Below are 15,197 nucleotides of genomic sequence, written 5' to 3'. Positions count from 1 at the left end.
CCCACCCCCGGATCCGCCCCGAGCTCCCGCTCGACTCCCGCTCCCGCCCCTGCTCCCGCTCGACTCCCGCTCCTGCTCCTGCTCCTGCTCCAGTGATCAAGAGGTTCGAGTCATCCCCGACCAAATCCTCGACGCAAACCTCTTGATCACCACTCCCCACCCCGGTGATCAAGAGGTTTGCGTCATGCCCGTCCGGGCGGGGTGACGTAAAGCTCTTGATCACCGGGCTCGATGTCGAGCGGGCGGAGGTGGGGAGGGGGCCGGGGTGTGTTGGTCGGCGGTCAGACGGGTTGCTGGGTCCAGGCGATGCCGTCGAGGATGTCGTGTTCGGAGGCGACCACCGAGGACATTCCGGCCCGCTCCATGATCACCCGCAGCACCAGGGCGCCCGCGCCGATCACGTCCGCCCGGCCCGGGTGCATCACCGGGATCGCCAGCCGCTGGGCGGCGCTCTTCGCCAGCAGGTCGGCGGTCACCCCGGCCACCTGCTCGTACGGCACCCGGGCGTGGTGGATCCGCTGCGGGTCGTACTCCTGGAGGTCCTGGGCGATGGCGACGACGGTGGTGACCGAGCCGGCGAGGCCGACCAGGGTCGCGGCCTGACGGCCGGGTACGGCGGCGAGCGCCCGGTCGACGGCGGCGGCGATGTCGGCCTGCGCGGCGGCGACCTCGTCGGCGGTCGGCGGATCGCCGTGCAGGTGCCGTTCGGTCATCCGGACGCAGCCGATGTCCACCGAGATGGCCGCCTGGACGCCGCCGTCGCGGGTGCCCACCACGAACTCGGTCGAGCCCCCGCCGATGTCCACCACCAGGTACGGCGGCTCGGCGTCGGCGGGCAGCCCACGGACCGCCCCGGTGAACGACAGGCGGGCCTCCTCGTCGCCGCTGACCACCTCGGGGACGACGCCGAGGGTCTGCTCCACCATGGCCCGGAAGTCGGCCGCGTTGCTGGCGTCCCGGGACGCCGAGGTGGCGCACATCCGGACCCGTTCGACGCCCAGCCGCTCGATCTCGGCGGCGTAGCCGGCCAGCGCCACCCGGGTCCGCTCGATCGCCTCGGGGGCCAGCCGCCCGGTCCGGTCGACACCCTGACCGAGCCGGACGATCTCCATCCGACGGGCCAGGTCGACCAGCGGGGCCTGCGGCCCGGCCGACGGGTCGGGCAGGTCGGCGACCAGCAGGCGGATGGAGTTGGTCCCACAGTCGATGGCGGCCACACGCGTCGTCACGGCAGCAACCCTACGGCAGCCGCCGGCCGCCCACGGCGGCACCGACCGCGCACGCGGGCAGCACCCGACCGCAGCACCCAGCCGCGCACGCCAGCAGCAGCCGGCAGCAGACGCGAGCAGCACCCGACCGCGCACGCGGGCAGCACCCGACCCCGTGCATCGGCGGCACCGACCGGCCCGGCGGTGGTCACCTTCGCCGGGACAGCCGCCGCAGCAGCAGCCACGGCACCCAGGCCAGCACGGCGAGCAGCACCAGCAGGGCCACCAGTGGTGTCCGCCACCACGGGGCCACCGTCGCCGGTGGCGGGTCGGCGGGCGCGGAGACCCACGGGCGGGCGGTCTTCGACCAGGCCAGGAAGGCGTCGCCGATCGGCAGCAGGCCGAAGGCGTACCGGCGGGTGTGCGGGGTGTCCAGCGGAAAACCGACCAGCTCGCCGTAGTTGGCCAACGCCCCGGCCAGCGCGTCGTCGCCCTGCACCTGGGCCGCGCCGAGGGTCACCACGGTGGCCGAGAAGCTCACCCCGAGCGGCAGCGGCCCCGAGTCGACGTCCCCCGGGCCGTCCAGACCGCGCGGATACTCCCGTACGGCCGGGCCGAGCCCCAGCGGCGACACCACGAACCCGGTGCGGAAACGCAGGTACTGTTCCCGGGCGAAGGCCGGGTCGATCTCCGGCAGGAACCGCTGGATGACGCTCTGCGAGGTGCCCCGGGCCACCTCGGCCGGCGCGCCGGTGCCCGGGTCGACCCGGTGCGGCAGCAGGCCGGTACGCGGGTCGAGCCGCTGGCGTACGCCGTCCAGCCAGCGGACCGTGGTCCGGTCGAACCGGGGCGTCAGCAGGTGGTCGTGCAGCCGCAGGGAGGCCACCGCCACCGTCGAGTCGACCGGCCACGCCTGCCCCGGATAGGCGGCGAGGTACGGCGTGGCCGAGGCGTCGAACGCGGCGGCCAGCGCGGTCGACGCCTCGGTGAACCGGCGTACCTCGGCCGGATCCCGACCCGACGCCGGTTGCAGGGCGAGCACCCCGCCGCGCAGCCAGTTCGTCCAGCCGGCGTGGAAGACGCCGTACGCCGGGGTCAGGTCGGCGCTGAACGGGGCCGTGCCGGCCGGTGACTCCAGCCGGGCCAGCGCCCACCGGGCCTCCCGCAGCGCCTCGTCGCGCTCCTGCGGTGGTTGCCGCAGGCCGGTCTCCACCCGGGCCAGCCCGTACAGCGCGTGGGCGAGGAACCAGCCCTCCGGGAACATCGCCTGGGCGTCCTCACCGGCACCGGCGTCGAGTTCGGTGCGCAGGTAGCTGAGCTGCCGGTCCACCCCGGGCGGCTGGCGGTCGACGCCACCGGTCGCCGGGGCGATCAGCCGGGCCACGCCGACCAGCGCGAACAGGGTCACCAGGACGGCGAGCAGGGCGACCAACCGACGCAGGATCGTCACCGACCCAGGGTGCCGGGCCGGGTCAAGGGCACCCTCGCCCGGCCCACCGGCCAGCAGCGGGCAGCCGGTCGGCCTAGAGCCGCAGCAGCATCCGGGTGTTGCCCAGGGTGTTCGGCTTGACCCGTTCCAGGTTGAGGAACTCGGCGACACCCTCGTCGTAGGAGCGCAGCAGCTGCTCGTAGACGGGTTGTGGCACCGGGGCGCCGTCGATCTCGGTGAACCCGAACGCGCCGAAGAACGCCGTCTCGAAGGTGAGCACGAAGATCCGGGCGATGCCCAGCTCCCGGGCGGCGTCGATCAGCTCGGTGACGATCCGGTGGCCGATCCGCCGCCCCCGGCAGACCGGGTCGACCGCCACCGTGCGGATCTCGGCGAGGTCCTCCCACATCACGTGCAGCGCGCCGCAGCCCACCACCGTGCCGTCGCCGGCCACCGCGACCCGGAACTCCTGCACGTCCTCGTAGAGGGTGACGGTGGCCTTGCTGAGCAGCCGCCGGTCGTCGGTGTAGGTGTCGACCAGCCGCCGGATCCCGCGTACGTCGCCGGTGCGGGCCCGGCGTACCACGATCCCGTCGGTCATCTCACTGCGCCGCCGGCACGTCCACGCACGGCCCGGCGGTCCACCACTTCTCCACCAGGGCGAGCGTCTCGTCGCCGAACGGGTTGACGCCGGGCCCGGCCCCGAGCGCGTGGCCCAGGTGCACGTGCAGGCACTTCACCCGGCCGGGCATCCCCCCGGCGGAGATGCCGGCGATCTCCGGGACCTCGCCGATCGCCGCCCGGCGGGCCAGGTAGTCCTCGTGCGCGGCCCGGTACCGGTCGGCCAGCTCCGGGTCCTCGGCGAGCCGCTCGGCCATCTCCTTCATCAGCCCGGCCGACTCCAGCCGGCTGCACGCCGCCGTGGCCCGGGGGCAGGTCAGGTAGAACAGCGTCGGGAAGGGGGTGCCGTCGGCGAGCCGGGGGGTGGTCTCGACCACGTCGGGCAGGCCGCACGGGCAGCGGTGGGCCACCGCCCGGGTGCCGCGGGGCGGGCGTCCGAGCTGCGCGGCCACCGCGGCCAGGTCGGCCTCGGTGGCCGGCTGGTGCTCCGGCGGGGGTACGGAGTCCGCCGCCGGCTCCTGCGGTGGTACGACAGTCACGGTGCCCATCTCTCGTTCGGTACGCGGGTGCTGCTGCTCACTCGTCCGAGGCGTCGCCGTTCGCCGCCCGGACGCTCGACCACAGGGTGTCGTACCAGGGGTCGGGGGTCTTCGGTGGGGCGGGCGGTCGGCCCCCGTTGGCGTCCAGGGCCGCGCCGTCCGCGTCGTTGAGCACGATCACCGGGGTCTCGCCCGGCGCCACCATGTAGAACCGTTCCCGCGCCTTGATCTTGATGTATTCGGGATCCTGCCACTTCGCCGCCTGGGCCGACAGCTCGGCGATCTGCTCGCGCTGGGCGGCCTGGCTGGCCTCCATCCGCTCGATGTCGACCTGCTGGTCGAGATAGACCCGGACCGGATAGGTGTACGCCAGGGCGAGCGCCAGCAGCACCGCGAACAGGACGGTGGCCCGCCCGGTGAACCGTCGGGGGTGGGGTGCGGTGAGCCGCCGGATGGTGCCGCCGGCCGCCGTCCGGCGGGCCGCCGCCGGACGGTTCGCCGAACGTACCCCGTCGGCGCTGCGCAACCGGGCCGTGGTGGCCCGCGGCGCGGCGCGGACCCCGCTGTCGCGCAGCGGCGTCCGGCCCGCGCCCGGCCGACCGGTCGGTCGGCGGGCCGGGCGTTGGCCACCCGGTGTGCGGCGCTGCTGCATCGTCACACCCCTCCCCCGAGGTTCGCCTGGCTCAGGCCGAACGGTAACGCGGGAACGCGCCGGCACCGGCGTACCGCGCCGCGTCGGCCAGCTCCTCCTCGATCCGCAGCAGCTGGTTGTACTTGGCGACCCGGTCGGAACGGGCGGGGGCACCGGTCTTGATCTGGCCGCAGCCGGTGGCGACGGCCAGGTCGGCGATGGTGGTGTCCTCGGTCTCGCCGGAGCGGTGGCTCATCATGCACTTGAAGCCGGCCCGGTGGGCCAGGTCCACGGCGTCCAGGGTCTCGGTCAGCGAACCGATCTGGTTGACCTTGACGAGCACCGCGTTGGCGGACTTCTCGGCGATGCCCCGCGCGATGCGCTGCGGGTTGGTGACGAACAGGTCGTCGCCGACGATCTGGATCCGGTCGCCGACAGCGGCGGTGAGGGTCGCCCAGCCGCTCCAGTCGTCCTCGGCCAGCGGGTCCTCGATGGAGACGATCGGGTAGTCGCCGATGAGCTTCGTGTAGTAGTTGCTCATCTCCTCGGCGCTCTTGGCGGCGCTCTCGAAGGTGTAGGTGCCGTTGTCGAAGAACTCGGTGGCGGCCACGTCGAGGGCGAAGACGATGTCGGTGCCCAGCCGGTAGCCGGCCTTCTCGACGGCCTCGGCGATCAGGTCCAGCGCGGCGGCGTTGCTGGGCAGGTTGGGGGCGAAGCCACCCTCGTCACCCAGGCCGGTGGAGAGGTCCTTCTTCTTGAGCACCGACTTCAGCGCGTGGTAGACCTCGGCACCGGAGCGCAGCGCCTCCCGGAAGCTGGGCGCCCCGATCGGGGCGATCATGAATTCCTGCACGTCGACGTTCGAGTCGGCGTGCGCCCCACCGTTGAGGATGTTCATCATCGGCACCGGCAGCAGGTGGGCGTTCGGGCCGCCCAGGTAGCGGAACAGGCTCAGCTCGGCGCTGCCGGCCGCCGCCTTGGCCACCGCCAGCGAGACCCCGAGGATGGCGTTCGCGCCCAGCGTGCCCTTGTTGTCGGAGCCGTCGAGGTCGAGCATCTTCTGGTCGATCAGCCGCTGCTCGCTGGCCTCGAAGCCGATCAGCTGGTCGACGATCTTGTCCTCGATGTTGGCGACCGCGTTCTCGACACCCTTGCCCAGGTAGCGGCCCTTGTCACCGTCGCGCAGTTCGACCGCCTCGAAGGCGCCGGTGGAGGCGCCGGAGGGTACGGCGGCGCGGGCGATCGTACCGTCGTCCAGCCCTACCTCGACCTCGACCGTCGGGTTGCCCCGCGAGTCGAGAATCTCCCGGGCGACGATTCCCTCGATGGTTGCCACTGAGTCGCTCCTCGTTCGTTGTGCGAATCCGGTATGGGCCGCGACGGTGCGGCTGGGGCAGATGTTGAACGCAGCGTATCGGGCCGCATCCCGGCGCACGGCGGCCGGGGACACGTGACCCGCCCCCGATCGGCCCGGCGAGACGGACATTCCCGGATTCTCGCCGCTCAACCGGCAACCGGTTTGCGCCCGGTGGACCCGATCGACCACGCTGGTCGCCATGCCCGCCGTCTCGACCACCCTCCGCGTGCTCGCCGTGCCGGTCATCGCGTTGCTCACCGTCACCGGCTGTCAGGCCCTGGACGACGCCGGACGCACCCTCGGCCGGTCCGATCTGGTCAACGACCTCGCCGCCCGGCTCGACGAGTCACTGGCCCAAACGTGGACCGCCGAGTACCGGCTCCCCGGCGACCGGACGATCACCATCGCCCAGGAGAAGGAGCCGGCCCGTTCCGCGTACACCTGGACGGCCGGCAAGATCACCGTTTCCGAACAGGCCATCACCCGGTGCGAGACCACCGCCGGGCGGACCGCCTGCACGGTCGTGCCGCCCGTGCTGATGTCCGGCAAGGCCGCCGTCCCGCTCTTCACCGAGGCCCGCAAGGTCGGGCTGGTCACCCCGCCCGCCGTCATCGGGCTGCTCACCGAGGCCGCGCTGGACCCGCGCGCCCAGGTCAAGCAGACCGACACCACGATCACCGGGCACCACGCCAGCTGCGTCGAGGTCCGCCGCGACGCCGGGGACTTCGACGCCTGCGTCACCAGCGAGGGCGTGCTGGGCAGCTTCACCGGGACGCTCGACGGCCGAGCGGTCGAGCTGACCCTGGACCGTTACACCGACTCGGTGACGCCGACGGCGTTCGACCTGCCCGCCGGGGCCGGGGTGACGGACCGCCGGCCGACGAAGCCGTGACCGTTCCCCCGCCCGCACGTCCCACGCCCACGACCGGCGACGCCGGCCCGCAGGGGGCGTCGCCGGAGGACGTCCACGACGCGACGGGCCCGGCCGGCCCCGCACCGGACGACCTGGGCCTGGTGGTGGCCGGTACCCGGCTGCTCACCACCCCCGACGGCGGCCTGCCCCGGGTCGGCGCGCTGCCGACCGGGACCGGGTGGGTGCCGCTGGGCACGCTCGACGGTGTGCCGGCCTGGCTGACGGAGACGGTCGAGCCGGGCCGAGCCCTCGCCCCGGACCGGTCGGCCGGCGGCGGGACCACGACCGAGGTCCGCACGACGGCGGGTGGTGGGGAGCCGGCCGGGAACGGGGATCCGGCCGGTGGCCCACGACCGGTCGGCCGGTGGCGGAGTTGGCGGGCGCTCGCCGCCGAGCTGCCCGAGCCGGTCGCCACGATCGCCGGGCGGGCGGTGGCCGTGGCCACCTGGCGGCGTACCCACCGCTGGTGCGGGGCCTGCCGGGCGGCGCTGGCCGACGTGCCGGGCGAGACGGCCCGCCGCTGCCCCGACTGCGGCCTGTACGTGCCGCTGCGGCTCTCCCCGGCGGTGCTCACCGCGATCACCCGGCCCGGCCCGGCCGGCGGCCCCACCGAGCTGCTGCTGGTCCGGCACGCGTCCGGGCCGACTGAGCTGTGGGCGCTGGTCGCCGGCTTCGTGGAGGCCGGCGAGTCGCTGGAGACGGCGGTCCGTCGGGAGGTGCACGAGGAGGTCTCGCTGGACCTCGGCACGATCGACTACTTCGGCAGCCAGCCCTGGGCGATCTCCGGGCCGGGGGTGCTGCTCGCCGGCTTCACCGCCACCGTCGCCGATCCCGCTGCCGAGCCGGTGGTGGACGGGCGGGAGCTGGTCCGGGCCCGCTGGTTCCCGGTGGACGCGCTGCCGGCGGAGCTGCCACCGGCGTACTCGATCTCCCGCTGGCTGATCGACGCCGTCGCCGCCCGCGCCCGGCCCTGACCCGCACCGCCGCTCCGTGCCGATCCGGCCGGAACCGGGTGGTTCCCGGCCGGGCCGCACCGCACCGGCCCGACCGTTCCGCGGCGGCGCACCCGACGGCCGGCGATCCGGCGGCGGGCCGCTGCCGGGCGGGTCAGATGCCGAGCAGGGTGCGCAGGTGGCGTGGGGGCGGGCAGTCGTGGGCGAGCATCGCGTCGTGCCACTCCCGCACCGGCACCCCGGCCGGACGGGACGCGGCGACGTCGGCCATCTCGCTGTAGCCGACGAAGTAGGTGGAGAGCTGCGTCGAGGTGAGCAGCGCCCGCCGCCACTTGCCGGCCGCCTCGCCCTCCTCCTGGAAACCGCGCCCGGTCATCAGCGCCAGCGCGTCCGCCTCGGTCATCTGGTCGCAGTGCACCAGCTGGTCGAGCAGCGCGTTGATGGTCATCCGCAGCTGCATCTTGAGCTGCTGGAGGCGGACCGGCAGGCCACCGAAGCCGAGGCCGGCCATCAGCTCCTCGGTGTAGACCGCCCACCCCTCGATGAACACCCCCGACTCGGTCAGCGCCCGGACCCGGGTGGGACCGGCGTACCGGCGGGCGTGGGCGAGTTGGAGGAAGTGCCCCGGCATCGCCTCGTGCACGGTCAGGTTGCGGATCATGTGGTCGTTGTACTCCCGATAGAACGACTCGACCCGGTGCGCCGGCCAGTCCGCCGGGGTCGGCGCGATGCAGTAGAAGGTGGGCAGGTCGGCCGGCTCCAACGGGCCGGGCGAGTCGCAGTACGCCACCGCGACGCCCCGGGCGAACTCCGGCATCTCCTGGATCACGCACGGATCGTCGACCAGGCTGACCAGGTCGTGCACGCGGACGAACTCGGCGGCCTCGTCGAGGCTGACCGAGGCGAGGTCCACGATGGAGTGGTCGTCGGGGTGCTCGGCGGCCAGCAGGTCGAGCGCCCGGCGTACCGTCTCGTCGTCGGCCGGGCCACCGACCAGCTCGACGGCCGCCGCGCGGATCTCGGCGGTGACCCGGTCCAGGTTGTCCCAGGCGCGACGCTGCACCTCGGCCGCGCCCAGCTCGGTGTCGAGGGTGTGCCAGAGCCGGGCCTCCCAGCGGCGGCGGCCCAGCCGGGGGTCGCGGCCCGGCCCGGCGTCGGCGGCCAGCCCGGCGCGCAGCCAGCCGACGAACTCGTCCAGCGCGGCGGTCGCCGCCCGCGCCGCCGGCCCGACCGTGCCGTCGAGCGCGGGTGCCCGGGCGAGCAGCAGCGGCACCTCGTCGCGGATCAGCGCGGCGGTGCCGGCGAACTGCCCGACCGCCGTCTCGGCGTGGATCCGGGGCATGTCGCGCAGCGTCGCCCGCGCGGTCGCCAGCGCATCGGGTACGGCCGTCAGGCGCCCGGCCAGGTGGGCCAGCCGCTCCTCCACCGGGGCGTACGGCCGGGCGAGGAGGGCGTGCAGCAGCGGGCCGGGATTGTGCGCCAGCGGATCCCACTCGTAGGCCCGGATCTCGCTCAGCTCGAACAGTTCCCGGTCGACCAGGGCGCTGAGCAGCGCGTGGTCGACCTGCTCCTCGACGTCGAGGGAGTCCGCGTCGACCTCGGCGAGCGCGTCGGCGGCCTCCTTCAGCATCGCCTGGTCCGCTGCCACCGCCGGCCCGGAGAGATCGGGCAGCCGATCGTCGAACCGGTGGTCACCGCTGGAGGTGGCCAACCCCGGCCGGCTCTCCAGCACCGCATCGACGATCCGCTCCGCGAGCGGCACAAAGAACCCCACCCACCGACCCTACCCGCCCCCGGCCCGGCCCCGGTCCCGCCCGGCCCCGGCCCCACCCGGCCTCGCCCCGGTCCGGCCCCGCCCGGTCCCGCCCCGGTGATCAAGAGGTTTACGCCAGGAAACCGCGCGGGCCTGACGTGAACCTCTTGATCAACTCGACGAAGCGGGTGGAGGGAGGGTGGGGAGGGGGAGGGCGAGGGTGGTCTTGCGGAGGGCGGCCTCCGGGTCCAGGTGGGCCTGGCGGGCCTGAGCGACCAGGGCGAGCAGGGTCGCGCCGAGGCGGGATTCCGGGTCGGACTGGGCGTCGGGGGTGGGGAGCGGGACGGTCAGCCCGGCCCGGCCCGCCCGGTCCAGCACCTTGGCGGCCAGGGAAAGGGCCGGCTGGCTCAGCGCGACGCCGTCCAGCACCGACGTGCGGGCCTTCTCGGCCTGCTTGATCCGCTCCCAGTTGGCCTCGATCTCCGCCAGGGAGGTCGCCTCGGCACCGGCGAAGACGTGCGGATTACGGCGGACCATCTTGTCGACCAGGGCACCGGCCACGTCGTCGACGTTCCACCGCTCGCCCTCGGGCAGCTCCTCCGCGAGACGGGCGTGCAGCAGCACCTGGAGCAGCACGTCACCCAGCTCCTCGCGGAGCGCGTCGGTGTCATCGTCGTTGATCGCGTCGTACGCCTCGTAGCACTCCTCGATCAGGAAACCGGCGAGGCTGCGGTGCGTCTGCGCCCGCTTCCACGGGTCACCGCCCGGGGAGGCGAGCCGGTCCATCACCTCCACCGCGTCGAGCAGCCGGGCTCCCGGCGGATCCCACGAGCCGTACATCAGCTCCAGCTCGGCCAGCCCCGGTTGGCGGGCCAGCCGCAGGCCCAGCTCCCGGGCCAGGGTCGCGTCACCGGCCGGACCGGCCAGCCACACCGCCGTACCGTGGGTCGCCGCGGCGGCCAGCACCGCGTCGGTCGCCCCGCCGGACACCACCGTGACCTCGACACCCGCCGCGCGTACCGCCGTGACCTGGGCGCTCTCCGCGCCGGTCAGCACCGGCGCGGAGCGGAGCGTGTCCCAGGCGGCGGCGGTCAGCAGCCCCGCCGGCAACCGGGGCGAGGTGACCAGCAGGACGATCCGGTGGGACGTGCTCAGGAGGCCACCGGCCCCTGCGCCGGGGTCGGGCTGCCGACCGGCTCGGGGGTCGACACGTCGGTCACCGGGCCGCTGGCGTCGATGTAGGGCAGCGCGTAGAAGACCAGCTCCTGGCCCTTGTTGACCCAGGCGGGGACGCCGAGCGGCCGGTACCGGGGGTTGACCTCGACGTCCACCGTGTCGGCCTGCTCCCCCAGCGCGGCGCTCAACGCGGAGGCGCTGCGGACGAAACCGCCGTCACCGAAGAGCTGCCGCACCTGGGCCACCGGCAGCCCCTTGTCGATGCCGCCGGTCTTCTCGATCGCGTGGTAGACCGCCATCACCGACTCGTCGCTCAGGTCGGCCGGAGGGAGCTGCTGGCTGAGCACGGCGAACAGGTCGGCCCACTCGCCCCAGAGCTGCACGTACTCCGCCTGCGGCGGGATCTGGAGCTGCTCGGCCAGCTGGTCCGGGGTGATCTGGTCGGGCACCTGGAGGTTCTTCTCGGCCGCGACCCGCTTACCCAGGTCGATGCTGACCAGCAGGTTCACCACGTCCTGCCGGGTCACCCTGGCCCGCAGCTGCTCGGGGCCGGGGGTCTGCCCGGCCTGGGCCGCGCCCTGGCGGACCGCGTCCGCGTACTTGGCCTGCGCGTCGGAGTAGATCGCGTCCACCCGGGCCACCGAGTAACGACTGTCGCCGATGTATGCGGCCACATCCGGAGATGCCTTGCCGCAGGCGGAGAGGGAGAGGACACCCAGAGCCGCGACGCTGGCGGCGGCGATGAGACGGCGTGCACGCATGACGGTCACTCTCTCATGCCTGCCCGGGTACGGTGACGCCGCCCACCGGGAGCTGCGCCCCCAACCGGGCGTCGCGCCACCCGGCCCCGGCGCGTCGACGTGCCGCCGGACGGCCGACTCGACCACCCACGCCCACGCGCCGTGCCGGCGGACGGCCGCGACCGTTCACGCCCGCGCTCCGGCCAGCGGGGCCGGCTCACCGAGGACGTCGGCGAGGAGCTGGCCGCACCACTCCAGCAGCGCCTGGTCACGCAGCGGCTCACCGCCGATCCGGCGGGTGCTCGGCCGGGGCACACTGACCTGGTCGGTGGCCGCCTTGTAGACCGAATCCGGGTGGTAGCGCTTGAGCCGCAGCTGCTTCGAGTCGGGCAGCGGCAGCGGCCCGAACCGCAGGTGCCTGCCCTGCATGCTGACGTCGGTCAGGCCGTAACGGCGGGCCAGCAGCCGGAACCGGGCCACCGCGACCAGGTTCTGCACCGGGGCGGGCGGCTCGCCGTACCGGTCGGTCATCTCGGCCACCACCTCGCGCAGCCGCTCCTCGTCGCGCGCCTCGGCCAGCTTGCGGTACATCTCCAGCCGCAGCCGCTCCACCCCGACGTAGTCGAGCGGCAGGTGCGCGTCGATCGGAAGATCGATGCGGACATCGGCCGCCAGGTCGTCGGACTCGGTGCTCTCCCCCTTGAACGCCGACACCGCCTCACCGACCATCCGGACGTACAGGTCGAAACCGACACCCTCGATATGCCCGGACTGCTCGCCGCCGAGCAGGTTGCCGGCCCCCCGGATCTCCAGGTCCTTCATCGCCACGTACATGCCCGCGCCCAGCTCCGTGTGCTGGGCGATGGTGGCCAGCCGCTCGTGCGCGTGCTCGGTGAGCGGCTTCTCCGGCGGGTAGAGGAAGTAGGCGTACGCCCGCTCCCGGCCCCGGCCCACCCGGCCCCGGATCTGGTGCAGCTGGGCCAGGCCGAGCAGGTCGGCCCGCTCCACGATCAGGGTGTTGGCGTTCGGGATGTCGATACCGGACTCCACGATGGTGGTGCAGACCAGGACGTCGAACTCCTTCTCCCAGAAGCCGACCATCACCTTCTCCAGGGCCTCCTCGCCCATCTGCCCGTGCGCCACCGCCACCCGCGCCTCGGGCACCAGCTCGCGCAGCTTCCGCGCCGTCCGGTCGATCGACTCGACCCGGTTGTGCAGGTAGAACACCTGCCCGTCGCGGAGCAGCTCCCGGTGGATGGACGCGGCCACCTGCCGGTCGTCGTACGCCCCGACGAAGGTCAGCACCGGGTGCCGCTCCTCCGGCGGGGTGGCGATGGTCGACATCTCCCGGATGCCGGTGATCGCCATCTCCAGCGTCCTCGGGATCGGGGTGGCCGACATGCTCAGCACGTCGACCGAGGCGCGCAGCGTCTTGAGGTGCTCCTTGTGCTCGACGCCGAAGCGCTGCTCCTCGTCGATGACCACCATGCCGAGTTGCTTGAACCGGGTGGCCGTCTGGAGCAGCCGGTGGGTGCCGATGACGATGTCGACGGTGCCGTCGGCGACCATCTCCAGCGTCCGCTCGCTCTCCTTGGCGGTCTGGAACCGGGAGAGCTGCCGGATGGTCACCGGGAACTGGTTCATCCGCTCGGCGAACGTGTTGTAGTGCTGCTGCACCAGCAGCGTCGTCGGCACCAGTACCGCCACCTGCTTGCCGTCCTGCACCGCCTTGAACGCCGCCCGGACCGCGATCTCGGTCTTGCCGTACCCGACGTCGCCGCAGATCAGCCGGTCCATCGGGACGGTCTGCTCCATGTCCCGCTTGACCTCCTCGATGGCGGCCAGCTGGTCGGGCGTCTCCTGCCACGGGAAGGCGTCCTCCAGCTCCCGCTGCCACGGGGAGTCCGGGGCGAACGCGTGCCCCTTGGACGCTTTCCGGGCGGCGTAGAGCTGGATCAGCTGGGCGGCGATCTCCTTGACCGCCTTGCGGGCGCGGGCCTTGGACTTCTGCCAGTCCGAGCCGCCCATCTTGTGCAGGGTGGGCTGCTCGCCGCCGACGTACCGGGAGAGCTGGTCGAGCTGGTCGGTGGGGACGAACAGCCGGTCGCCGGGCTGGCCGCGCTTGCTCGCCGCGTACTCGATGACCAGGTACTCCCGGGACGCGCCGTTCACGGTGCGCTGCACCAGCTCGACGTACCGGCCGATGCCGTGCTGCTCGTGCACGACGAAGTCGCCGGCCTTCAGCTCCAGCGGGTCGATGGTGTTGCGCCGCCGGCTCGGCATCTTGCGCATGTCCCGGGTGGAGCTGCCCCGGCTGCCGCTGACGTCGTTGCCGGTGAGCAGCACGAACCTCGACGTCTCATCGACGAAGCCGGCGCTCAGGCAGCCGCAGGAGACCAGCACCTCGCCGGGGGCGGGCGCGGCCGGCACCTGCTCGGTGAGCCGGGCGCCCAGGCCCGCGTCGCGGAGCACCTCGACGGCCCGCTGGGCGGGGCCGTGCCCCTCGAAGACCAACGCGACCGACCAGCCCTCACCGGTCCAGCGCTTGATGTCGTCGACCACCCGGCCGGTCTCACCGTGGTAGAGCGGGGCCGGCTGGGCGGCCAGGGTGACCGCGATCGCGTCGTCGGGGGTCACGTCGACCTCGGCCGGCGCGTCCTCCCAGGGCTGCCGGGCGGGGGCGGCGGTGTCCGCCTCGACCAGCCCGAACGGGGCCAGCGTCCACCACGGCTGGCGCAGGGCGCGGGCGGTGGCGCGTACCTCGGCCAGGGACTTGAAGGCGGCGGCGCCGAGGTCGACCGGGGCCTGGCCACCGACGGCGGCCGCGGCCCAGCTCGCCTGGAGGAACTCCGCCGAGGTACGCACCAGGTCGTGCGCCCGGGTGCGGATCCGCTCCGGATCGCAGAGCAGCACGTGGGTGCCGGCCGGCATGGTATCGACCAGCAGCTCCAGGCTCTCGCTGCCGAGCAGCGCCGGCACCAGCGACTCCATCCCCTCGACCGGGATGCCCTCGGCCAGCTTGTCGAGGATCTCGGCCAGCTCGGGGTGCTCCCGCCCGAGGACGGCGGCCCGTTCCCGCACCCCCGGGGTGAGCAGCAGCTCCCGGCAGGGTGGTGCCCAGAGCATCGGCACCCCCTCGATGGTCCGCTGGTCGGCGACGGCGAAGGTGCGGATCTCCTCCACCTCGTCGCCCCAGAACTCGACCCGCGACGGGTGCTCGTCGGTGGGCGGGAAGACGTCCAGGATGCCGCCCCGGACGGCGAACTCGCCGCGCTTGGTGACCAGGTCCACCCGGGCGTACGCCAGGTCGGTGAGCTGCCGGGCGACCTCTTCGAGATCCGCCTCCTCGCCGGCGGCGAGCTGCACCGGCTCCAGGTCACCGAGCCGCTTGAGCTGCGGCTGGAGCAGTGAGCGCACGGGTGCCACCACGACCCGCAGCGGGCCGGTGCGGCCGTGCGCGTCGGCGGACCCCGGGTGCGCGAGCCGGCGCAGCACGGCCAGCCGTCGGCCGACCGTGTCGGAGCGGGGCGAGAGCCGTTCGTGCGGCAGCGTCTCCCAGGACGGGAAGACCGCCACCTGCTCCGGCGGGAGCAGGCTGCCCAGCGCGGAGGCGAGGTCGTCGGCCTCCCGGCTGGTCGCGGTCACCGCGAGCACCGGGCGGCCCGCCCCACCGGCCGGCTCGTCGGCGGCGACGGCGGCGACCGCGAACGGGCGCAGCGCGGCCGGGGCGGTCAGGTCCAAGCCGTCGATCTGGGCGGCGCCGGAGCGGGCCAGGTCACGCGCCCTGGCCAGCCCGGGATCGGCCAGGGCGGCGGCGAACAGTCCGGTGAGCATGCGTGATCACTTCCCGCGGATGGCACACGACGATCACCCCTCG

At 73.9% G+C, this 15,197-nt stretch carries 12 protein-coding genes; 2 read left to right on the top strand and 10 right to left on the bottom strand.

The annotated features are described in order from the left end of the window. Window positions 1-281: 281 nt before the first annotated feature. The 6 genes from O7625_RS12165 to eno all read right to left on the bottom strand — a co-directional run bounded on the left by O7625_RS12165 (window position 282) and on the right by eno (window position 5,764). Window positions 282-1,217 carry a Ppx/GppA phosphatase family protein gene (locus tag O7625_RS12165; RefSeq protein ID WP_282346922.1) on the bottom strand — a complete coding sequence of 312 codons (936 nt, stop codon included), beginning with the start codon at window positions 1,215-1,217 and terminating at the stop codon, window positions 282-284. Between the two features lie 199 nt (window positions 1,218-1,416). Then, the gene (locus tag O7625_RS12160) at window positions 1,417-2,658 is read right to left on the bottom strand and encodes a hypothetical protein (protein WP_282345937.1); all 1,242 of its coding nucleotides are present in this window, start codon (window positions 2,656-2,658) and stop codon (window positions 1,417-1,419) included. Window positions 2,659-2,731: 73 nt separating this feature from the next. Further along, entirely contained in the window at window positions 2,732-3,238 is a 507-nt protein-coding gene (locus tag O7625_RS12155) for an amino-acid N-acetyltransferase (RefSeq protein WP_067302777.1), read from the bottom strand. Window position 3,239: 1 nt separating this feature from the next. Further along, complete coding sequence (locus tag O7625_RS12150) at window positions 3,240-3,797, bottom strand: DUF501 domain-containing protein (RefSeq protein ID WP_067302931.1); 558 nt, start codon at window positions 3,795-3,797, stop codon at window positions 3,240-3,242. A 37-nt stretch (window positions 3,798-3,834) separates the two neighbouring features. Beyond that, the gene (locus tag O7625_RS12145; protein WP_282345936.1) at window positions 3,835-4,449 is read right to left on the bottom strand and encodes a septum formation initiator family protein; all 615 of its coding nucleotides are present in this window, start codon (window positions 4,447-4,449) and stop codon (window positions 3,835-3,837) included. 31 nt (window positions 4,450-4,480) lie between these two features. Beyond that, window positions 4,481-5,764 (bottom strand): phosphopyruvate hydratase, encoded by a 1,284-nt coding sequence (eno, locus tag O7625_RS12140; RefSeq protein ID WP_282345935.1) that lies wholly within the window; start codon window positions 5,762-5,764, stop codon window positions 4,481-4,483. A 220-nt stretch (window positions 5,765-5,984) separates the two neighbouring features. Here eno and O7625_RS12135 point away from each other — a divergent pair, with 220 nt between their 5' ends. Together O7625_RS12135 and O7625_RS12130 are read left to right on the top strand one after the other, a co-directional pair. Then, window positions 5,985-6,677 (top strand): hypothetical protein, encoded by a 693-nt coding sequence (locus tag O7625_RS12135; RefSeq protein WP_282345934.1) that lies wholly within the window; start codon window positions 5,985-5,987, stop codon window positions 6,675-6,677. Continuing rightward, window positions 6,674-7,672: an NUDIX domain-containing protein gene (locus O7625_RS12130; RefSeq protein WP_282345932.1), complete on the top strand. Its 999-nt coding sequence runs from the start codon at window positions 6,674-6,676 to the stop codon at window positions 7,670-7,672. The genes O7625_RS12135 and O7625_RS12130 overlap by 4 nt, the downstream gene beginning before the upstream one ends. Window positions 7,673-7,805: 133 nt before the next feature. On the opposite strand, the gene O7625_RS12125 is transcribed toward O7625_RS12130, so the two are convergent. From O7625_RS12125 to mfd, 4 genes are all read right to left on the bottom strand, one after another. Continuing rightward, window positions 7,806-9,425 carry a DUF885 domain-containing protein gene (locus tag O7625_RS12125; protein WP_282345930.1) on the bottom strand — a complete coding sequence of 540 codons (1,620 nt, stop codon included), beginning with the start codon at window positions 9,423-9,425 and terminating at the stop codon, window positions 7,806-7,808. Between the two features lie 150 nt (window positions 9,426-9,575). Further along, on the bottom strand, window positions 9,576-10,559 hold the full coding sequence (locus tag O7625_RS12120) for a nucleoside triphosphate pyrophosphohydrolase (RefSeq protein WP_282346921.1): 984 nt from the start codon (window positions 10,557-10,559) through the stop codon (window positions 9,576-9,578). After that, window positions 10,556-11,341: a hypothetical protein gene (locus tag O7625_RS12115; RefSeq protein ID WP_067302936.1), complete on the bottom strand. Its 786-nt coding sequence runs from the start codon at window positions 11,339-11,341 to the stop codon at window positions 10,556-10,558. The genes O7625_RS12120 and O7625_RS12115 overlap by 4 nt, the downstream gene beginning before the upstream one ends. A gap of 165 nt (window positions 11,342-11,506) precedes the next feature. After that, complete coding sequence (gene mfd / locus O7625_RS12110) at window positions 11,507-15,154, bottom strand: transcription-repair coupling factor (protein WP_282345929.1); 3,648 nt, start codon at window positions 15,152-15,154, stop codon at window positions 11,507-11,509. Between the last annotated feature and the right edge of the window lie 43 nt (window positions 15,155-15,197).

The sequence above is a fragment of the Micromonospora sp. WMMD714 genome (assembly GCF_029581315.1).
GTDB lineage: Bacteria > Actinomycetota > Actinomycetes > Mycobacteriales > Micromonosporaceae > Micromonospora > Micromonospora rifamycinica.
This window is presented reverse-complemented; position numbering and strand designations above follow the sequence as displayed.

What these genes read in the sequence shown, in the direction of transcription:
- O7625_RS12155 (WP_067302777.1), bottom strand. Translation starts at nt 3,238, where the DNA reads ATGACCGACGGGATCGTGGTACGCCGGGCCCGCACCGGCGACGTACGC.
- O7625_RS12145 (WP_282345936.1), bottom strand. Translation starts at nt 4,449, where the DNA reads ATGCAGCAGCGCCGCACACCGGGTGGCCAACGCCCGGCCCGCCGACCG.
- mfd (WP_282345929.1), bottom strand. Translation starts at nt 15,154, where the DNA reads ATGCTCACCGGACTGTTCGCCGCCGCCCTGGCCGATCCCGGGCTGGCC.
- O7625_RS12135 (WP_282345934.1), top strand. Translation starts at nt 5,985, where the DNA reads ATGCCCGCCGTCTCGACCACCCTCCGCGTGCTCGCCGTGCCGGTCATC.
- O7625_RS12115 (WP_067302936.1), bottom strand. Translation starts at nt 11,341, where the DNA reads ATGCGTGCACGCCGTCTCATCGCCGCCGCCAGCGTCGCGGCTCTGGGT.